Genomic DNA, 18,575 nt, shown 5'->3' with positions numbered 1-18,575 from the left:
CTGGTGGTAGGCGCCTTCGAAGGCGACGTCGCCGAGGCGGCCGACGGCCCGGAACTCGGCGCTGCCCGCCTTGGCCTCGACCTGGGAGCCGGCGGGTAGCTTGACCGTCACCTCGATGGATCCTGAGGGGCCGAGGTGCTGGTTCTTGGCCGGGGTCTGGATCCGCAGGACTCCGTCGGCGTAGTCGACCGTGGTCTGCTCGGCCGCCTTCACGTCGCGGCCCTTGGAGGCGTTGGCGGGCAGGACCTCGACCGTGGTGTCGGCCCGGTCGGCGGCGAGGAACTGCACGCGCCCGGCCGGGATGTCCAGGACGGCGGCGATCGGTGCGGGGGTGTCGAACTTGTGCATCGTGCTCTCCCTGTGCTCTGCGCCATGTCGTTTCGAACACTGGAAACGCTACGTTGCTTTCCAGATCTCTGCAACAAGATCTTTGCACAGGAGAGCCATCTATGCAGGTAAAGGTACATCAATCATTGCAACGACCTCCCGTTTAATGCAACGACAGACGGTCGATCGTTGCAACTAACTGAAGGTGAACGCTATGGTGGCGGCGTCGAGGAACACCGAGCAGCACCCGTGGGGCCTGACCCAGTCGAACCCGCCGTTCTGGCCGGTCGGGTCTGTCGAACCACTGACGACGCCTCACCGGCTGGTGGTGGGCGTGCGGACATACCATTCGGTTCCGACGAGCCAGCGGAACGCCGAGGTGGGCAGGGCGAGCAGGGCTGCAAGGGTCCGTACGGAGTCGCCGCCTCCGGTCTGGCTGACGTGTGCGGCCATGCTGGCGCGTTTGGCGGCGGTGTAGCGGCGTACGTCGATCCGGTGGGTGATGGCGCGCTGGGGGGTGTAGGCGTCCGTGAACGTGCGCGGGTCGAGCGTGGGGACGAGTCCGCGGAGCGGCGCGGCCAGCCGCAACAGGCGCATTAGCCGGTCGCGGTCCATGGTGGCCTGGAGCAGGATGGGCGTGCCGGCCAGCTCGGCCGCGCGGGTGGCGACTTTGTGGACCTGGATGTGGTCGGGATGGCCGTATCCTCCGGCCGGGTCGTATCCGGTGAGCAGGTCGGCCTCTTCCTCGCGTAGCAGGTCGGCCAGGCGGGATGCGGCCGCCTCGACCGGCACGCGGGAGAACGGGAGGGGGAGTCCGTCACCGGCGTCTCGCCGAACATGCCCGAGTCGCGGTATCCGAGGAACTCCACCCGAGCACAGCCCAGGGCACCGGCCGACGTATGGGTTTCGGCGGTCCGTACCGCGCTCAGTGGCCGTGAGCCCAGCAGGCCGGGAGCGGCCAGGCCGCGTTCGCCGACTGTCGCCAGCACGAGCACGACCCGGTGTCCCTCGGCGGCGAGGCGGGCCATCGTGCCGGCGGTCAGCAAGACCTCGTCGTCGGGATGAGCGTGGAAGAAGACACAGGTTCGCCGTATCTTAGGCCGGTCCTGGTATCTGAAGGCAGCTCGGGATTCTTGAAGACCCGTCGTCTCGGGCGTTCGTCTTGCCGGCTTGGCGAAGGCGACGAGGCCCGCGTTGAGCCTGCCTGCCGTACGGGAGCCCGCCGCGACGCCTGAGGACCTGGAGGCGCTGGAGACCGACGCGCTGACCGGGTTCGTGCCCGTGCGGGCGGCCGCCGGGCTTGCCGACGGCACGATCGCTCGGACGTGGTGCTTCTGGAGGTTCGGGCGGGGCAGCGGAGTGCCGCGCTCACACGGGGATCAGGTGTGCCGTCGCACCGAGGTCGTATCGCTTGTCAGTGGCGATCCGTTCGCCGCCACGGGCAGGAGGTCGGGTACGCGGGCACCGTTGCCGTCGACCAGGACCGAGTGCGTCTCGCCCGCCTCGAAGGCGTGGCGTTCGCCCCACTGCCGCAGCGTGACGATCACGGAGAAGAGGTCCTTGCCCGCCTCGGTGAGCGCATACACCCTGCGCCTGCCCGAAGGGGCGTCGACCTGGGTGAGCAGGCCGCGGGTGGTGAGCTTGCGGAGCCGGTCGGTGAGGATGTTGCGGGCGATGCCGGTGCGCTGCTGGAAGTCGGTGAACGAGCGGGCGCCGTCCATCGCGTCGCGGATGATGAGCAGGCTCCACCGGTCGCCGACCAGATCGACCGTGCGGGCGACCGGGCAGCTCGGGTCCGTCCACTCGGGGCTTTGTCCGTCGGTGTCGGCGCGTGCCATCACCCCTCCAATCAGTTGCGCAATGAAACCATTCTGGCCTACCCTTCAATTAGTTGCAAATTGCAACCGAACGGGGGTGTGTCTGTGCACTGGAGGACGAGGCTGCTGCTGGCGGTGGTGTGCGGGGTCGCGGTGGCGAGCGTCTACGCCGGGCAGCCGGTGCTGGGCCCGATGGGGCGCGACCTGGGCGTTCCGGTCGACTCGCTCGGCTGGTTCGTGGCCACCGGCCAGCTCGGCTATCTGGCAGGCCTGGTGCTGCTGGTGCCGTTGGGCGACGTCCTCGACCGCAGGCGCTTGATCGCCGCGCACCTCGCCCTGGTGGCCGCGGGAATGGCGATCACCGCGGCCGCCCCGGCCGCCTGGGCGGCATTCTCCGGACTGGCCGCGGCGGGCGTGTTCGCGGTGGTGGTGCAGACCGCCGTCGCGTACACGGCATCGATCTCCCCGTCCGCCGAGCGCGGGCGCAACCTCGGCATCGTGACCTCGGGCGTGGTGATCGGCATCCTCGGCGCACGCGTCATCGCGGGAGTCCTGGCAGACCTGTGGGGTTGGCGGAGCATCTTCCTGACCCTGGCGATCCTCGCCGCCGTCCTCGCGCTGCTCGCCCTCACCCTGCTGCCCGCGGATGGTCGCCCGAACACGGCACGGTACGGGCGGCTCCTTCGGTCCTTCGGTGGGCTGTTCGCCCAGCCGGTGTTCCTCAGCCGCGGGCTGATCGCCTTCTTCCTGTTCGCCTCGTTCGGCACCCTGTGGAGCGGTATGGCCCTCCCGCTGGCCGGTGCGCCGTGGCACCTCAGCGAAGCGCAGATCGGGCTGTTCGGCGTCGCCGGGCTTGCCGGAGCTCTCGGTGCCGCCCGGTCCGGACGCTGGGGCGATGCCGGGCACGCGCGCCGGGTCACCGGCATCGCACTCGCGCTCCTGCTCGCCTCCTGGGCCGCGATCGGACAGCTCCCGTGGTCGCTGCCGCCGCTGATCCTCGGCGTGATCCTGCTCGACTTCGCCGTTCAAGCCGTGCACGTGAGCAACCAGCACACTCTCACCACCGCCTACCCCGGCCGCGCCAGCACCGCCATCGGTGCCTACATGGTCTTCTACTCCCTCGGTTCCGCCCTGGGAGCAGCCGCGACCACGGCCCTGTTCGACGCCACCGGCTGGATCGGCCCCACCGTCCTCGGTGCGACGCTCGCGCTCTGCGCACTCGCTACCTGGGCGTTCAGCGCGCAGACGGCGAGTCGCGCCGCCCGTCTTACGCCGACCAGACCACCGCCTCCTGCCCCGGCCCACGCGCGAACGCCTTCATCCCTCACCAACCATCTCGGGCCCGAGCCCAGAGGGGGGACCGCCGAGACCCGTGATCCCGCGTCCCACGCGGACCCGTGAAACCACAGGGACGTCGACCGCCGTGGGCGCGTGGCGGGTCCGCGCGGACGATCGGCAGGGGCCAGTGCGGATAGAGCGACGCCAGATGGATGAAGCCGTGCTCGCGGCGGCTCGCGACGACTTCGCCGAGAGAATCCACGGTCTGTGCCACTCCATGGCAAAAGCGGGCCCGATAGCGGGATCAAGATCGGCCGAGACGCCGGGCTAGTGTGCCGCCGCGTGGATGGACGACGTGTCGTGCGTGAGAATGGCGTGCTCCAGACGTTGGAGTGCGGGACTCGGGGCGAGACCCAGTTCGTCGGCGAGGGCCCGCTGGCCCGCGCGGCAGACGTCGAGCGCCTCGGCGGCGCGTCCCAGCGCGTAGAGGGCCTGCAAGAGCCGGGCTCGGGGCCGCTCGTGGAAGGGATGGTCGGCGACGATCCCGTACAGCTCCCCGACGACCTCGGCGGGCCGGCCGAGAAGGAGCTCGGCGGACGCCCACTCCTCTGTGGCGGCGAGCCTGAGTTCGGTGAGCCGGAACGCCTCCGCGCGCGTCGGCGACAGGTGCTCTTGGCCCTCGTACGGAGCGCCGCGCCACAGGGCGAGGACCTGCCTGATCGCCGCGGCTCCCTCGTCGAGCAGCCCGTCGGCGATGGCCGCGCGTCCCGTGCCGATGGCGGCGGCGAAGGTCTCGGCGTCCATCTCCCCGGGCCCGACCACGACGGCGTAGCCCGGACGCCGCGACTGCAGCCTGTGGGTCCCCAGGTGCTTGCGCAGATGGTGGACGTAGCCCTGGAGCGTCTTGGACGCCGTGCGCGGCGGGCCGCAGGGCCACAGCGCATCGATCAGACGGTCCGCCGAGACCATGCGGTTGGGATGGCAGAGCAGAACCGTCAGCAGATCGCGCAGCTTGGGCGGCAGCGAGAGGATCCCGTCCGCCCCGTGGATCTCCAGCGGTCCCAGCACGTGAAACTTCATGACCTAGCCCCCTCAGGTCCAGAAATGCGCCGGGTTCGCCCGGCTCCTCTGTTCTAGGGCGGCCGGGCGTTGTCCGAAATGCGTGCGGCGGCGTCTCCGGACGGTCCGGAGCGAATTCCGGACACGCAGGTCACGGACCCTTTTCCACCGCGCCCCAGTCTGCTCGCAGGCCGATCCCAACCTCCCTGTCCGACCTTGGATCCGACGTCGGCACCACAAGGAGGAGCCCGCAGATGGAGTCCGGAACCTCACGCAGATCCCGCTGGGCGGCCAAGCTCATCACGCTCGCCGCAGTCGTCCCGGCCCTGGTCGTCACCGTCCAGACCGCGCCGGCGCCCGCCGCGCCCGCACCGGCCGCCGCCCAGGCGGCCGACGCTCCCAAACGCGTGGACTCGAAGAACCGCGCCGTCTACTTCGTTCACGGCTACCAGAGGAAGGAGGGCAAGGGGATCAACTGCCAGATGTGGAACAAGACCAAGGACCACTTCAAGAAGAAGGGGTGGACCGGGTCGCTCATCACCTGGGGCTACTACAAGGCCGACTCGAACTGCACGTACGAGTACCCCGGCACCCAGGAGACGGACCTGAAGTACGTCTCCCGTTCGCTCGCCTGGAACATCTACAACCGCTACACGTCGAAGGGGAAGACGGTCGACGTCGTAGCCCATTCCCTGGGCGGGCTGGTCATCCGGAACGCCATCGCGCGGGTCAAGCGCGGCCATGACGGCTTCCCGCCGAAGCTGTACGTCGAGGACGTCGTCACGCTGGGCACGCCGCACGGGGGCTCGGACTTCGCGGACTTCTGCGGAACCAAGCAGTGCAAGCAGATGAGGGGTCACGCCGGCCACCTCAAGTGGCTCAACGGCCTCCCGACCGGCAACTTCCAGGCGACCGGCGGCACGAACTGGACGCTGGTGGGTTCGTACAACGACAACAGCGTCACCGCGTTCCAGGCGACCTCTTTCTACGGCAAGCACAAGGTCAGGTACCTGGCGAACGAGAACGTCGAGCACAGCGACTACTACAAGACGGGCGTCGGCAACGGGTGGAACTGCTACCGCAGCTCGGACTACGGCAAGAACTTCAAGAAGTACACGGCCGCCTGCGCGGGTCCGATCAACTCCGCCTACATCGGCGCGTACTTCCAATCGGCTCGCTGACATGACGCCAGACCGCCCGGGCGCCCGACGCCCGGGCGGTCTCCCCTGTTGTGTTTGAGATGACCGTCTCTCTAGGCTCCTCGGCAAGTAGGGGCGACCTGGACGACGGGAGCGGACGTTGGGGCGACCTGAGCAGCCGCTGGACTCCCTCGCCGGCCCCGTCGAACGGCTCGCCGCCGAGCTGCGCCGGCTCCGCGACCGAAGCGGGCGGCCCAGCTACCGCGAACTGGCCCGGCGCACGCACTTCTCGCGGAGCACGCTCGCCGAGGCGGCGGGCGGTGTGCGCCTGCCGACGCTGGAGGCGACGCTGGCGTACGCCGAGGCGTGCGGGGGCGACCGCGCCGAGTGGGAACGCAGGTGGCACCTGGCCGCGGACGAGCTCGAACGGACGAGCCGCCGCAGCCCGTACCCGGGGCCGTCCCCGCTCGGCGCCGAGGACGCGGATCTGCTCTTCGGCCGCGACCGCCTGCTGGAGGATCTGCTGAAGGCGGCGCAGCGGTCGCGGCTGACGGTGGTGACCGGGGCGTCCGGCAGCGGCAAGTCGTCCCTGCTCAGGGCCGGGCTGCTGGCCGGGCTGTCCGCCGAGGGGACGCCCGCCCGGCTGGTCTCCCCGGGGGCGCGGCCGGTGTTCGACGCGACCGAGGGCGTCCTGATCATCGACCAGTTCGAGGAGGCCTTCACGCTCTGCGCGGACGAGCGGGAGCGGGACGCCTACTTCGGCCGGCTCGGCGCCGCGGTCGCCGAGGAGGACGGCCCCGCGGTGGTGATCGGGATCCGCGCCGACTTTCACGACCGCTGCGCCGGGCACCCGGGCCTCGCCGCGGCCCTGCACGGAAGCGCGCACGTGCCCGTCGGCCCCATGTCCGAGGACGAGTTGCGCGCCGTCGTCACCGGCCCGGCGTCCCAGGTCGGCCTGGTGGTGGAGCCCGGCCTGGTGGCCGCCGTTCTGACCGACGCCGCCGGCCGGACGGGAGCGCTCCCGCTGGTCGTCCACGCGCTGCGGGAGACCTGGAGCCGCCAGCGAGGCGACGCCCTGCGCCTGGCCGACTACCGGGACGCGGGCGGTGTGGCCGGCGCGATCGTGCGGACGGCCGAGCGCCTGTACGCGGAACTGGACGCCGTCCAGCGGGACCTGCTCCGCGCCGTCCTGCTGCGCCTCACCGCGCCGAGCAGCGGCACGGCCGATGCCCGCCGCAGAATCGAGCGGGACGAGCTGACCGGGATCGAGCCCGCGGGCGAGCTGGACACGGTGCTCGACCTGCTCGCCGCCGCCCGGCTCGTCGTCGTGGACCACGACGCGCTCGACATCGCGCACGAGGCCCTGATCCGCGCCTGGCCCCGGCTCCGGGATTGGCTCACCGAGGACCGCGACGCCCTGCTGCGTCACCAGCGGCTCGTCCACGACGCGGTGGAATGGGAGCGCAACCGGCGTGGCGGCGACTACCTCTACCGGGGCGAGCGGCTCGCTGCCTGGGACGACGCGGACTTCGCTCCGCTGAACGACCTGGAGCGGTCGTTCCTGGCGGCCTCCCGAGCGAACGCGGACGTCGAGCGCACGGCGGCCCGCCGCGGGAGGAGATTTGCCATCGGCGGGCTCTCCCTCGGGGCGGCGCTCGTCAGCGTCCTCGCCGTCGTCGCGCTGGCCCAGGCGGGGCAGGCCGGCGGCGCCCGGGACCGGGCCGCGTCCGCCCGCCTCGCGCTGGAGGCCCGCCGCCAGCTCGCGCAGGACCCCGAGCTCGCGCTTCTGCTGGCGATCGAGGCGTACGAGGCCGAGCCCACCCGCGAGGCCGACATCGTCATCCGCCAGGCCACGGTGGACGCGCGGCTCCGCGGTTCCCGGCCGGCGGGGCTGCGGCGCGCCGACGGCATGGCGGTCGCGTCCGACGGCCGCAGGGCCGTGATCTGGGGCGCCGGGACCGCGGCCGACGTCGAGATCTGGAGCTTGGACGGCCCCGCACCGCGCCGCGAGCGCCTTTCGGCCGCCCGCGGCGTCCTCAGCGCCGGTTTCGGCCCGGACGGACGTCTCGTCACCGGCGACGCCGACGGCGAGGTGACGCTGTGGGACGCCGCCGGCGAACCGACCGTCTTAGGGACCGTCGAGGGAGGCGTCCACGACGTCAGCGTCGCCCCGGACGGCCGGGTGGCGAGCGCGCACGACGACGGAGTGCGGATCTGGGACCCGGCCGGACGCTCGGAACCGGTCAAGCTGAAAGTCCCCGGACGATCCGTGGCGAGCGTCGCGTTCAGCCCCACCGGACAGCGGCTCGCCACCGGAGGAAGCGGCTCGCCCCTCCACGTGTGGTCCATGACCGGGGAGCGTCCCCGACTGATGCGGGCGGCCCCGCGCGGCGAGCCGCGCGAGGTGGCGTTCAGCCAGGCCGGCCCGTGGGCCGCGACCGTCGAGGGGAACGTCCCGCGACTCTGGAACGTCCTGGAGGACCTGACCCCGGTCGAACTGACCGGCCACTCCGCCCGCCTGAACGGCGTCGCGTTCAGCCCGGCGGGCGACCGCATGGCGGCCTTCGGCGCGGACGGCCTGATCCGCGTCTGGAGCACGGCGGGCGAGACCGACCCGCTGGTGCTGCGCACACCCGGCGGCGACCCCCGCGGCGCGGCGTTCGGCCCGTCCGGCAAGACGCTGATCAGCGTCGACGCGAACGGCACGCTGCGGCAGTGGGACGTGGCAGTCGGCGAACACGCCCCCGTCAACGGCCGGCTTCTAGCGCTCGGCTCGGACGGCGCGACGCTGGCGACGGCCGCGAGCACGATGCCCCTGACCAGGCCCCAAGACGTCCACGTCCGGATATGGCAGGGCTCGAGACGGCTCGACGTACGCGGCCCGAAGGACGCCGCCTACCGGATCGCGCTGAGCCCCGACGGCCGGCGGATGGCGGGCCTCGGCCGGGCCGGGACGCTCTCCCTCTGGAACCTGGCGACCGGCACCAGGACCACCGCGCCGGCCGCCCTCCGGGGCCTCCCCGTCGACCTGGCGTTCAGCCGGGACGGCAAGCGCCTCGCGGCGGGCGCCCACAGCACCGAACCCCAGGTCTGGCAGGTCTCACCGTCCGGCGCCCTGACCCGGGTCACCGGCTGGGAGCACCGTCCCACCGGCGACGCGGACGGCGACGTGGCGCTCAGCCCCGACGGCACCCGCCTGGCCGACGCCCGTGACGACGGCACCGTCGTCATCTGGGACCTGACCGGCCGCTCCGAGCCCAGAATCCTGCGCGGGCACCGGGGCGACATCACCGCCGTGACCTTCGACCCCGCCGGAAGGCGCCTCGCCGCCGCCGCGTCCGACGGCACGATCCGCCTCTGGAACACCACCGGCGGCGAGCCGACCGCGGTGCTGCGCGGCGCCGCCAGTACCGTCCGCAAGGTCCGGTTCAGCCCCGACGGCGGCTGGCTCCTGACCGACGAGCCCGACGGGCGGCTTCGCCTCTGGCGTCCGTCCGGCGGCGAGCCCGTGGACCTGACGGGCTGGGGCCAGACCGGCGGCCTCGCGACCTTCACCGCGGACGGCACCCGCATCGTCCGCGGCCTCAGCCCGCGGATCCTCCCCGTGATCGGCACGAGCCGCACCCTGACCCGGGCTTGCGAGGTGTGCGGCCCAGGCGGGCAAGTCCTCGCCCTGGCCAAATCGCGCCGCACCCGGGACCTGACCCCGGAAGAACGCCGAACCCACCTCGGCTGACCCAGGGCGTGTCTCATCGCCGGACGGCGGTCCGCGGCCGTGGAGCATGTGACCGCACGCGGCCGCGATCCGGGAAAACTGTTAGGTTTCCTTCCAATTTTGTCGCTCCGAGGTTACGATCACCCCGCGCACCCCCGCCCCTCCCCCGATGCGGCCCCGCGGCCGCCGGAGAAAAGAGTGCGATGATGCGAACCTCCCTGAGCAGTGCAGTGCGGCCGGTGGTGGCGACCGCCGGGCTTGTGGCGCTGGTGGCGTCCGGCCTCGCGGCGGCGGACCGGCAGGCTCCCGTCCGGACGGTGAGCGCACGGCATGCCGCCGCCCCCGCCACGTTCCGGCACCCCGGCGTCCTGGTCGGCAAGGCCCAGCTCGACGTCGTCCGCGACAGGGTGAACGCCGGAGCCCAGCCCTGGACGGACGCCTACGCCGGCATGAACGCGAGCTCCTACGCCTCGCTGTCGAGGACGGCCAAACCGCGCGAGGTCGTGGAGTGCGGCCCGTCGTCCAACCCCAACCTCGGCTGCAGCGACGAGCGCGGTGACGCGCTGGCGGCCTACACCCTCGCCCTGCGGTGGTACGTCAGCCGCGACGACCGGTACGCGCGGAAGGCGATCGAGATCATGGACGCCTGGTCGGCCGTGCTCAAGGACCATTCGAACAGCAACGCACCGTTGCAGACCGGCTGGTCGGGAGCGTCCTGGGCGCGCGCGGCCGAGATCATCCGCTACACCTACACCGGCGGCTGGTCCGGGTTGAACCGCTTCGCCGGCATGCTGCGCACGGTGTACCTGCCCGAGATCGCCGACGGCGCGCCGAACAAGAACGGCAACTGGGAGCTGATCATGATGGACGCCGCGATCGGCATCGCGGTGTTCCTGGAGGACCGCGCCGCGTTCGACAAGGCCGTCGGCATCTGGCGGAATCGGGTGCCCGCCTACATCTACCTGACCTCCGACGGCTCCCTGCCCAAGACGCGGCCGGGCAGCAAGTACGACACGCGCGACGAGCTCATCGACTACTGGCAGGGGCAGAGCACGTTCGTCAACGGGCTCTCCCAGGAGACCTGCCGGGACTTCGGCCACACCGGCTGGGGCATCGCCGCCGCCGCCCATGTCGCCGAGACCGCGTGGCACCAGGGCGTCGACCTCTACACGGAGATCAAGGACCGGCTACGGCACGCCCTGGGATTCCACGCCGACTACCAGCTCGGCACGGCGGCTCCGTCCTGGCTGTGCGGCGGCTCGGTCAAACTCGGCCTGGGGCCGGTTACCGAGGTCGCCTTCAACCACCTGCACAACCGGATGGGCATCTCAATGAGCAAGACCGAGACCCTCACCGAGCGGCAGCGTCCGGCAGGCGCAAGCTACTTCCTCGCCTGGGAGACGCTGACCCACGCCGACAACCCCTGACCGGCCCCGGCCGATCCCCGGGCCCCATGGGGGTCCGGGGATCGGCCGGTTGCCATCATGCTTCGCCGACGGGTGCGGTTCGTTCTCTGGCAGGAGATGAGCGCTCAGGTCTGGCCCCACCAACACAGATCATCACACCGGAGGGCTGCGCCCCGTCCTGTCGCTGCCGCTGGCGGCCGTGGTCATCGCCGCCTATCTGGCCGGTGTCCCGGCGGCGACCAGCCAGATCCGGGTCCTGTTCGTCCAGGCCGCGGTGGTCGCCGCGATGATGTGGCTGCTGCGCCGGGGCGGACGGCGCGCCGACGCCATCGTCGCCGACCGGGACCTCGACCGGCGGCAGGCCATGGTGGCCGCCGCCCGCCGGGCCGACGAGCGCCATCACCGGATGCAGATGCACGACTCGGTGCTGGCCACGCTCGCCATGGTCGCGTCGGGCGCCGTGCGGGCCGACTCGCCCGGCCAAGGCAGGTCGCGAGGTGCCGACCAGCGTCGCCCTGTACCGCGAGGCCCTGCGCGACGGCATAGTCGACGGCTGACGCGCCCCGCCGATCCAGCCGGCCTGAGCCCACTAATCGCATACAGAGGGCGCTACCGGGTAGCGGGAAAGTAAAGGCTATGACTTCGGGAGGCGGTTGGAAGCGGTGAGGAAGGCCTGAATCCCCGATGGCCGCCCGCCCACTGCCGCCAGCCTGATCCGGAGGAGGTACGTCATGCCTCAGCAGGCGTGGAGCGATAAGCGGGAACGCCAGTACGAGAAGATCAAGGAATCACAGAAGGAGCGCGGCTCCAGCGAGCGGCGCGCTGAGGAGATCGCGGCGCGGACCGTCAACAAGAATCGCGCCCGGGCCGGCGAGTCGCGCCAGGCCAGCCGGATCTCCACGCAGACCGAGTCGCCGCAGAAGCGGGGAGGCCGTCGGTCCGGTCGGCGACTGGGCCCCGGCGGTCCGACCAAGGAGCAACTTTACGCCGAGGCCAAGCGCCGCAACATCCACGGCCGCTCCCAGATGACCAAACGCGAGTTGGAGAAGGCCCTGGGCCGCTGAGCCCCGCCATTCAGCCGGGAGGAGTGGGCAGTCGCCCCCCTCCCGGCTGCTTCTCTCAAGCCGGACTCGGCCGCTCACAGAAGCCGTCGATCCCGGTGGCATAGTTCAGGTCCCCGCGCCAAGCGCGATCATGCTGTGATCGACAGGCGCTCACTTGCGGCCGAAAACGGCTCATTCAATCGCGTGAATGTCATCGACAAAGAAAGCGTCGATCGTTTACTGGACGTCATGGCGTCGCAAAGAAGTCATAAATCCAGAATCGGCCGGTTTCGGGCCATTTGCCCAGGGTACGGCGCGCTGCGTAGCATATCGCGACCCGCTGTGGTGGCCACGTTTGAAGCAGTTGACGGTTCATTTGCTCAGCCGTTGATGCGGGGGCCTGAACCGGTGGGCGCGTTGGGGGCCGGAGACGTTCGTCATTGGCAGCCGCAAAGCCGTCGTGATGCGATCTCGCCCCGGCTCGCCCGCCTTGTGCCATTGCCCCACATCCTGCTCTGGGTCGCGCAGAGAGGAGAAGGGCATGAAGTGCGGAAGTCGGATGGCGGTCGCCATCGTCGGGGGTTACCTGCTCGGACGGGGCCAGAAATCGCGCTTGGCCGCGGTGATGGCGCTGCTGGCGGCGGGCGGGAAGCTCCCACTGGATCCGGGCGATCTCCTTCGCCGCACCCCTCTGGGAGCCGCGGGAGGCCCGTTGGAGAAGTTCACAGGCGACTTGAAGCCTCAGTTGGTCGACGCGGGCAAGTCGCTGGTCATGGCGGCCGCGAGCAACCGCATCGACTCGCTCAGCGACAAGCTGCAGGAGCGTGCGGACCGTATGCGCACCCCTGACGTCAAGGTCGGCAAGGGACGGGCGGAGGACGAGGAGTCCCGTCGCGAGCGGCCAGAGCCGGAAGAGGACGAGTACGAGGAGTACGAGGAGGAGTCCTACTCCGACGAGCCCGAGCCTGAGGAGCCGGCGGCCCGGAAGGCGCCCCGCCGCTCGGCTCCGCCGCCGCGGCAGGAACCTCGCCGCAGAGCGGCCAGAGGCGAGGAAGCACCTCGGAGAACGAGTACGAGTGCCAGGACCCCGAGAACGCGCGCCGGGCGATGAGGTGATTCTGCGATGACGATGACCGAGCGGAAAGGACCCGCCAAAGGCACCGAGCTGACCGAGGGGCTGCCCACGGAGAGGCTGGCGCAGGAAGCCCAGAACTTTCTGAACGCCCTCGCGGAGAGGGCGCTGCTCTCGATCAGTGACAAGCTCAGCGAGTCCACCGACCAATTGGTGGACCACCTGGAACAAGGTGGTCCGGGTATCAAGTCGGCGGTCAGTGGCCTGACGGCGCTGGTGGCGGGCAAGTCGCCTTTCCGTGCGGCGGCGAGTGCCGGGGCCACCGGACTCAAGGAGAAGGTCAAGAAGATGTTCGGCGGCGGAAAGGGCGGCAAATCGGCACTCAAACTCACCAACATCGTCGAACAGATGGACGTCGGCGTCCCGATCCGCCTCGCCTATAACCAGTGGACTCAGTTCAAGGACTTCCCGAGCTTCATGAAGAAGATCGAGGGTGCCGAGCAGGAATCCGAGGAGAAGGTCAACTGGAAGGCGCAGATCCTCTGGTCGCACCGCAACTGGGAATCGACCATCGTCGAACAGGTGCCCGACGATCACATCGTGTGGCGGTCCAAGGGACCGAAGGGCTATGTCGACGGGGTGGTGAGCTTCTCCGAGCTGGCCCCGAACCTCACGCGGATCATGCTCGTCATGGAATACCACCCCCAGGGGTTCTTCGAGCACACGGGCAACCTGTGGCGCGCCCAGGGGCGGCGCACCCGCCTGGAGATGAAGCACTTCCGGCGCCACGTCATGGCGCACGTGATCCTCGAGCCCGATGAGATCGAGGGCTGGCGGGGCGAGATCCGTGACAGTCAGGTCGTCAAGACGCATGAGGAGACCCTCGACGAGGAACGCCGCCGTGAAGAGGGCGAACCTGAAGGCAGGGCGGAGGCCCCGGAGGCCCCGGAGGGCGAAGAGGTCGCCGAGGAGAGGGACGAGGAACGAGCCGAGCCGACGGAAGAGGAGCCCGCCGAGGAAGAGCGGGAACTCGTTGGCGAGGCCGATGAAGGCGAGCCTCCTGAGGAGAGAGAGGAAGAAGCCCGGGAGGCGCCTGCGGAAGAGCCCGAGGACTCTGGCGGCGCGGTCCGAACCCGAACCCGGAGAACCACCAAAGCGTCCCGCGGAGAAGAAGAAGAGGAAGAAGAGGAGCGGGGCGAGGAGGAGGCCCGCCCAAGGCGTCCACGTGCTCCCGCACAACGGCGCGCCGAGCCGACCGCTCGGCGCGGCCAGGACCGTGACGTGGAGGAGGACGAGGTCCAGGACGAGCGCGACCGCGAACGCGCGACATCACGACGGAGGAGTGGTGCCCGATGACCGTCTCTCAGGTTCCGGGCTCTCAGGTGGAACGGTCGTCCGGCGGCACCCTCGCGGATGTCGTCGAGCTGATCCTGGACAAGGGGCTCGTCATCGACGCGTTCGTTCGCGTGTCGCTGGTGGGCATCGAGGTGATCACGATCGACGCGCGCATCGTGGTGGCGAGCGTGGACACCTACCTCCGGTTCGCGGAGGCCACCAACCGGCTCGATCTTTACGAGAAGGGCGGCGGGGGCCTGCCAGAACTCGCCGAGAGCGTGACGGAGGGCACCACTCGAGGAGGGGCCAAGGGCAAGACCAAGGGCGTGCTCGACGCGGCCGGGGAGACGATCCAGGAGGTGTTCTCCGATCGTCAGGACGATCGCGAGGAGGAGGAAGTCCCGCGACCGCGCCGCACCAGGCCACGGAGGGAGCGTGAGCGGTGACCACGCAGCCGGACGCCCAAGCCCGGGAACGCCAGGTCCGGGAAGAGGCGATGTACGTGTACGCGATCGTGCCCGCCGACACCGAGGTGCCGGAGGAACTGAGCGGCACCGACGGGGCCGAGCTCTCGCTGATCCGACATGGTGATCTCGCGGCGGTGGTGAGCGAGGTCGGCACGGACAGGCCGTTCGGCGCCCGGGAGGACCTGCTGTCGCACGAGCGCGTGGTGGAGACGCTGGCGGGGGAGACGACCGTGCTGCCAATGCGGTTCGGCGCCGTGGTCCGCTCCGCCGACGCGGTGACCGATGAACTGGTCGCTCCGCATTACGACTGGTTCGCGAGCGTCCTCGCGGACTTCACCGGCCGTGCCGAGTTCATCGTCGTCGGCACCTATGTGGAGGACGCGGTCCTTCGTGAAGTGCTCGAGGAGAACCCGGAGATGATGCGGCTCCGGGAGAGCGTGCGGCAGAAGCCGGAGGACGCCGGATACTACGAGCGCATCCGGCTGGGAGAACTCATCGTCCAAGCGCTGGAGGCCAAGCAGGAGGCGGACGCCGCGGTCCTCGCGGAGGCGATCACGCCGCACGCCGTGGCGGTGACTCCGCGCCGGCCTGCCGGCAGTGAGATCGCCGCCGACGTGGCCTTTCTCGTCGCCGAGGGGGAACGGGAGCGGCTTGAACAGGCCGTGGAAGATCTCGGCCGTCGCTGGGCCGGTCGTATCCGGCTGCGGCTGGTCGGTCCACTCGCGCCGTACGACTTCGTCCCGGCGCCCCCGCAGGAGGAGGCCGCGACATGGGGTTCATAAGCGGACTGCTCACCTTGCCGCTGGCACCCGTACGCAGTGTCGCCTGGCTGGCGGAGCGGATCCGCGACCAGGCCGAACAGGAGTTGTACGACCCGGCGGTGATCCGGCGCCAGTTGGCGGAGGTCGATTCGGCGCTGGCCGCGGGCGGGCTTTCCGAGGAAGAGGCCGCGGCGCTTCAGGACGAGCTGCTGGCCAGGTTGCAGACCGGGACGTCCCGGGCGGGCATGTGATCATGCGGACCGGCCGCCCGGCCGGCGGAAAGGCCCCGCGAGGGGAGCACCACCCGGCCGGGCGCCTGCTCGACATGATGCGCCGCGCAGAAAGATGACGGTTGAGCGAGGAGAGTGACGTGACGGATCCGATGGAGGTCAGGCCGACCGGCGCCCGGTCGCCGACTCCGGCACGGAGCCATGAACCGGCGAATCTCGCCGACATCTTGGAGCGGGTGCTGGACAAGGGGATCGTCATCGCCGGCGACATCCAGGTGAACCTCCTCGACATCGAACTCCTGACCATCAAGCTGCGGCTGATCGTCGCCTCGGTCGACCGGGCCAAGGAGATGGGCATCGACTGGTGGGAACACGACCCCACGCTCTCCTCGCGCAGCAGCGAGCTGGCAGAGGAGAACCGGCAGCTGCGCCGGCAGGTCTCGGCTTTGGAAGCCGGTGACGAGCGCGTGCCGACGGCGCGTGCCGCCCGGGAGGACCAGGAAGAGCCGGTCAGGGGGCGGCGTGGTGACTGAGACGGGCGTCTACGTCTACGCGATCAGCCGTGATCTGCCGGAGAAGACCATCGAGCGGGCCCAAGGCGTCAGCGGGGCACCGGTGCGCGCCATCAGCCACGAGGGAGTGACGGCGCTGGTCAGCACCGTCGACCTTGCGGAGTTCGGCGAAGAGGCGCTCCGGCGGAACCTGGAGGACCTCAGGTGGCTGGAATCCACGGCCCGCGGCCACGACACGGTGGTCGCGAGCGCCGCCGCGCTCGCCGTGACCCTCCCGATGCGGCTGCTCACGGTCTACCGGAGCGACGCGCGCGTCAGAGAGGCGCTGCGGGACCGGCAGCAGGAGTTCGCCGAGGCGTTCGGCCGGATCAGCGGGCGCAGGGAATGGGGCGTGAAGTGCTTCGCGGAACTGCGTGAACTCATGACGGGTGACACACCCGCGGAGAGCACCGACTCCGCGCGCCCGGGGACCAGCTATCTGCAGCGCCGTCGCGCCGAGCGGCACACCGAGGAAGAGGCGCGGCGCGAGGCGATGCGACGTGCGAGCGAGATCGACACCCGGCTGAGCGAGATCGCCGTCACGCGGCATCTTCATCCGCCGCAGAACCCGGAGCTGTCAGGACACAAGGGGCTGATGATCCTCAACGCGTCCTACCTGGTCGATGACCAGAACGTGGACGAGTTCCAGAAGGCGGTGGCGTCGCGCGGAGAGGCGCGGGGGATCACCGCGCAGCTCAGCGGACCATGGGCGCCCTATTCCTTCGCGACGGAGGAAGAGCCGTGGACCGGCCGTTGACCGGGGTGCCGGTGCCGCCGTCCGAGCGGGTGGAGGCCGCACCGGCTGAACGCGTCGCGCTGGTGGACCTGCTGGACCGATTGCTCGCGGGCGGCGTCGTCATCACGGGCGATATAACGATCTCGATCGCGGACGTCGATCTGGTGCGCATCTCGCTGCGTGCGATCATCGCCTCGATCCGCCCGGAGATGGAGCGGTGCCTGCTCGATCAGGACGGGCTCAGGCGGGATGAGGGCCCGCCGGGGACATAGCGTGGCGGACGCACCCGGGCCACGGCGCGACGGCAGGGTCGCGCGACAGCCGAGGGCCTCGACCGGCGGGAGGACCGGCCGGCTGCAACAGCGTCTGGAGACCGATTCGGAGCAGGTACAGCGTGACCTGGTCCGTCTCGTCCTCACCATCGTCGAGCTCGTGCGGCAGCTCATGGAACGACAGGCCCTCCGCCGGGTCGAAGCCGATGATCTGACCGACGAACAGGTGGAGGAACTCGGGCTCGCCCTCATGCGGCTAGAGGACGCGATGACGGAACTGCGACGGCGCTTCGACCTCGACGTCAGCGATCTCAACCTCGATCTGGGCCCGCTGGGGCCGTTGCTGCCCCCTGACTGATCCCGCCGGAATGCGCGTCTCACTCCCCGCCGTTCGCTTGGCCTGCGGCCTGCGAGGTGACGCGCTGGATGGCCTGGACGGCGAGATCAGGCTGGTCGAGGTAGATGTAGTGCCCGCTCTTGGCGGCCGTGCTCGGCTTGCTGCGGCCGGACAGCGCGAGCCACTTGCGCTGGCCGGCGGTCCACGCCTGCTCCAGGCGCGGCCCGAACTCGGGGACGGCCGCGAGGTAGGGCTTGCCATGCTTGATCACCTCCACCGGGATGCTCCCGGCGGACCGGACCTTCCCATCGGTGATGACCAGCTTCTCCGGGTTCTGCCCCTGGAAGATCGCCAGGTTCTGCGCACGCACCTGCGCCGCCGGACCCGTGGCGGACTCGGGGATCGCCGTCGTGATGTCGCCGACCATCGTCGGCGACGTGGTGTCCAACAGGACCAGCCCCTTGACCCTGTCCCGATGGTCGGGGGCGTACCTGGCTGCGACCAGCCCGCCCAGCGAGTGCCCGGCCAGCACGACCGGAACGTCCCCGGCGATCCGGTCCAGCACCCCGGTCAGGACCTTCCCGGAACTGGCGAAGTTCTGCGGACCGTCCGGCTTGTCGCTCGCACCCGCACCCAGCCGGTCATAGGAACAGACCCGGTTCTTCCCGCTCAGCGTCTTCTGGATCGCCGCCAACTTGTCCAGCCCGTCACCCCCGCCGTGCATCAGCACGATGACCGGCCTGCCCTTCGCCTGATCACCAGAGCACGACACGTTCACCGACTTCCCCCCGACCTTGATCTTCTTGGTTCCGGAGATCGGGGCGGCATCGGCCTTCGGCGTATCGGGCGCGAACGGATCCCAGTCGTCCCCCCAGTCGTCCGCCGAGGCGCCCCCGCACCCGGCGAGTCCCGCACCGACCACGGCGCAGCACAGCGCGGCCACCGCGGATGCCTTGATCTTGCGAAGCATGTCGTCCTCCAGTGAGTGAACTGACGCCGCCGAAACGCTATGGAGTCGACGGTGCGGAAA

General features: G+C 70.4%; 19 protein-coding genes and 2 pseudogenes. 15 read left to right on the top strand and 6 right to left on the bottom strand.

Annotated features, from left to right (window positions below; translation table 11 throughout):
• The 4 genes and pseudogenes from ABD340_RS05825 to ABD340_RS05810 form a co-directional block, all read right to left on the bottom strand.
• A pseudogene (locus ABD340_RS05825) lies at nt 1-348 on the bottom strand (DUF4097 family beta strand repeat-containing protein); the annotation flags it as partial.
• Between the two features lie 294 nt (nt 349-642).
• Nucleotides 643-1,119 carry a PIG-L family deacetylase gene (locus ABD340_RS05820; protein WP_344587460.1) on the bottom strand — a complete coding sequence of 159 codons (477 nt, stop codon included), beginning with the start codon at nt 1,117-1,119 and terminating at the stop codon, nt 643-645.
• A gap of 101 nt (nt 1,120-1,220) precedes the next feature.
• Nucleotides 1,221-1,355, bottom strand: a pseudogene (locus ABD340_RS05815) (PIG-L family deacetylase); the annotation flags it as partial.
• Nucleotides 1,356-1,706: 351 nt separating this feature from the next.
• Nucleotides 1,707-2,165 carry a winged helix-turn-helix transcriptional regulator gene (locus tag ABD340_RS05810; protein ID WP_344587454.1) on the bottom strand — a complete coding sequence of 153 codons (459 nt, stop codon included), beginning with the start codon at nt 2,163-2,165 and terminating at the stop codon, nt 1,707-1,709.
• An 84-nt stretch (nt 2,166-2,249) separates the two neighbouring features.
• On the opposite strand from ABD340_RS05810, the gene ABD340_RS05805 reads away from it, so the two are divergent.
• On the top strand, nt 2,250-3,545 hold the full coding sequence (locus ABD340_RS05805) for an MFS transporter (RefSeq protein WP_344587453.1): 1,296 nt from the start codon (nt 2,250-2,252) through the stop codon (nt 3,543-3,545).
• 204 nt (nt 3,546-3,749) lie between these two features.
• Here ABD340_RS05805 and ABD340_RS05800 read toward each other — a convergent pair whose 3' ends face one another.
• On the bottom strand, nt 3,750-4,502 hold the full coding sequence (locus tag ABD340_RS05800; RefSeq protein WP_344587452.1) for an AfsR/SARP family transcriptional regulator: 753 nt from the start codon (nt 4,500-4,502) through the stop codon (nt 3,750-3,752).
• A 233-nt stretch (nt 4,503-4,735) separates the two neighbouring features.
• Between ABD340_RS05800 and ABD340_RS05795 the strand changes: the two genes are divergently transcribed.
• The 14 genes from ABD340_RS05795 to ABD340_RS05730 all read left to right on the top strand — a co-directional run bounded on the left by ABD340_RS05795 (nt 4,736) and on the right by ABD340_RS05730 (nt 17,566).
• Nucleotides 4,736-5,662, top strand: a complete 927-nt coding sequence (locus ABD340_RS05795; protein WP_344587451.1) for an esterase/lipase family protein — start codon at nt 4,736-4,738, stop codon at nt 5,660-5,662.
• A gap of 118 nt (nt 5,663-5,780) precedes the next feature.
• The gene (locus ABD340_RS05790) at nt 5,781-9,356 is read left to right on the top strand and encodes an nSTAND1 domain-containing NTPase (RefSeq protein ID WP_344587450.1); all 3,576 of its coding nucleotides are present in this window, start codon (nt 5,781-5,783) and stop codon (nt 9,354-9,356) included.
• A 182-nt stretch (nt 9,357-9,538) separates the two neighbouring features.
• Complete coding sequence (locus tag ABD340_RS05785) at nt 9,539-10,762, top strand: alginate lyase family protein (protein ID WP_344587449.1); 1,224 nt, start codon at nt 9,539-9,541, stop codon at nt 10,760-10,762.
• A gap of 178 nt (nt 10,763-10,940) precedes the next feature.
• Nucleotides 10,941-11,372, top strand: a complete 432-nt coding sequence (locus ABD340_RS05780; protein ID WP_344587448.1) for a hypothetical protein — start codon at nt 10,941-10,943, stop codon at nt 11,370-11,372.
• 100 nt (nt 11,373-11,472) lie between these two features.
• Complete coding sequence (locus tag ABD340_RS05775) at nt 11,473-11,805, top strand: plasmid stabilization protein (RefSeq protein ID WP_344587447.1); 333 nt, start codon at nt 11,473-11,475, stop codon at nt 11,803-11,805.
• A gap of 520 nt (nt 11,806-12,325) precedes the next feature.
• Complete coding sequence (locus ABD340_RS05770; RefSeq protein WP_344587446.1) at nt 12,326-12,895, top strand: hypothetical protein; 570 nt, start codon at nt 12,326-12,328, stop codon at nt 12,893-12,895.
• A gap of 12 nt (nt 12,896-12,907) precedes the next feature.
• Nucleotides 12,908-14,212 carry an SRPBCC family protein gene (locus tag ABD340_RS05765; protein ID WP_344587444.1) on the top strand — a complete coding sequence of 435 codons (1,305 nt, stop codon included), beginning with the start codon at nt 12,908-12,910 and terminating at the stop codon, nt 14,210-14,212.
• Nucleotides 14,209-14,637 carry a gas vesicle protein GvpJ gene (gvpJ, locus tag ABD340_RS05760; protein WP_344587442.1) on the top strand — a complete coding sequence of 143 codons (429 nt, stop codon included), beginning with the start codon at nt 14,209-14,211 and terminating at the stop codon, nt 14,635-14,637. The genes ABD340_RS05765 and gvpJ overlap by 4 nt, the downstream gene beginning before the upstream one ends.
• Nucleotides 14,634-15,440: a GvpL/GvpF family gas vesicle protein gene (locus ABD340_RS05755; RefSeq protein WP_344587440.1), complete on the top strand. Its 807-nt coding sequence runs from the start codon at nt 14,634-14,636 to the stop codon at nt 15,438-15,440. The genes gvpJ and ABD340_RS05755 overlap by 4 nt, the downstream gene beginning before the upstream one ends.
• Nucleotides 15,428-15,670, top strand: coding sequence for a gas vesicle protein GvpG (locus ABD340_RS05750; protein WP_344587438.1), 243 nt, complete (start codon nt 15,428-15,430; stop codon nt 15,668-15,670). Before ABD340_RS05755 ends, ABD340_RS05750 begins: the two co-directional genes overlap by 13 nt.
• Before the next feature lie 119 nt (nt 15,671-15,789).
• Nucleotides 15,790-16,182: a gas vesicle protein gene (locus ABD340_RS05745; protein ID WP_425547316.1), complete on the top strand. Its 393-nt coding sequence runs from the start codon at nt 15,790-15,792 to the stop codon at nt 16,180-16,182.
• On the top strand, nt 16,172-16,957 hold the full coding sequence (locus ABD340_RS05740) for a GvpL/GvpF family gas vesicle protein (RefSeq protein WP_344587436.1): 786 nt from the start codon (nt 16,172-16,174) through the stop codon (nt 16,955-16,957). Before ABD340_RS05745 ends, ABD340_RS05740 begins: the two co-directional genes overlap by 11 nt.
• On the top strand, nt 16,942-17,208 hold the full coding sequence (locus ABD340_RS05735; protein ID WP_344587434.1) for a gas vesicle protein: 267 nt from the start codon (nt 16,942-16,944) through the stop codon (nt 17,206-17,208). The genes ABD340_RS05740 and ABD340_RS05735 overlap by 16 nt, the downstream gene beginning before the upstream one ends.
• A 1-nt stretch (nt 17,209) precedes the next feature.
• Nucleotides 17,210-17,566 carry a gas vesicle protein K gene (locus ABD340_RS05730; protein WP_344587432.1) on the top strand — a complete coding sequence of 119 codons (357 nt, stop codon included), beginning with the start codon at nt 17,210-17,212 and terminating at the stop codon, nt 17,564-17,566.
• A gap of 19 nt (nt 17,567-17,585) precedes the next feature.
• On the opposite strand, the gene ABD340_RS05725 is transcribed toward ABD340_RS05730, so the two are convergent.
• Nucleotides 17,586-18,515, bottom strand: coding sequence for an alpha/beta fold hydrolase (locus ABD340_RS05725; protein ID WP_344587430.1), 930 nt, complete (start codon nt 18,513-18,515; stop codon nt 17,586-17,588).
• Nucleotides 18,516-18,575: the final 60 nt, after the last annotated feature.

The organism is Actinomadura vinacea (assembly GCF_039532545.1).
GTDB lineage: Bacteria > Actinomycetota > Actinomycetes > Streptosporangiales > Streptosporangiaceae > Spirillospora > Spirillospora vinacea.
The sequence above is the reverse complement of the archived record's forward strand: the minus strand, read 5'-3'. Positions and strand labels throughout refer to the sequence as shown.

Excerpts from the sequence above, each read along its gene's own strand:
- ABD340_RS05775 (WP_344587447.1), top strand. The coding sequence starts at position 11,473 with ATGCCTCAGCAGGCGTGGAGCGATAAGCGGGAACGCCAGTACGAGAAG.
- gvpJ (WP_344587442.1), top strand. The coding sequence starts at position 14,209 with ATGACCGTCTCTCAGGTTCCGGGCTCTCAGGTGGAACGGTCGTCCGGC.
- ABD340_RS05795 (WP_344587451.1), top strand. The coding sequence starts at position 4,736 with ATGGAGTCCGGAACCTCACGCAGATCCCGCTGGGCGGCCAAGCTCATC.
- ABD340_RS05810 (WP_344587454.1), bottom strand. The coding sequence starts at position 2,165 with ATGGCACGCGCCGACACCGACGGACAAAGCCCCGAGTGGACGGACCCG.
- ABD340_RS05770 (WP_344587446.1), top strand. The coding sequence starts at position 12,326 with ATGAAGTGCGGAAGTCGGATGGCGGTCGCCATCGTCGGGGGTTACCTG.
- ABD340_RS05725 (WP_344587430.1), bottom strand. The coding sequence starts at position 18,515 with ATGCTTCGCAAGATCAAGGCATCCGCGGTGGCCGCGCTGTGCTGCGCC.
- ABD340_RS05765 (WP_344587444.1), top strand. The coding sequence starts at position 12,908 with ATGACGATGACCGAGCGGAAAGGACCCGCCAAAGGCACCGAGCTGACC.
- ABD340_RS05750 (WP_344587438.1), top strand. The coding sequence starts at position 15,428 with ATGGGGTTCATAAGCGGACTGCTCACCTTGCCGCTGGCACCCGTACGC.
- ABD340_RS05785 (WP_344587449.1), top strand. The coding sequence starts at position 9,539 with ATGATGCGAACCTCCCTGAGCAGTGCAGTGCGGCCGGTGGTGGCGACC.
- ABD340_RS05800 (WP_344587452.1), bottom strand. The coding sequence starts at position 4,502 with ATGAAGTTTCACGTGCTGGGACCGCTGGAGATCCACGGGGCGGACGGG.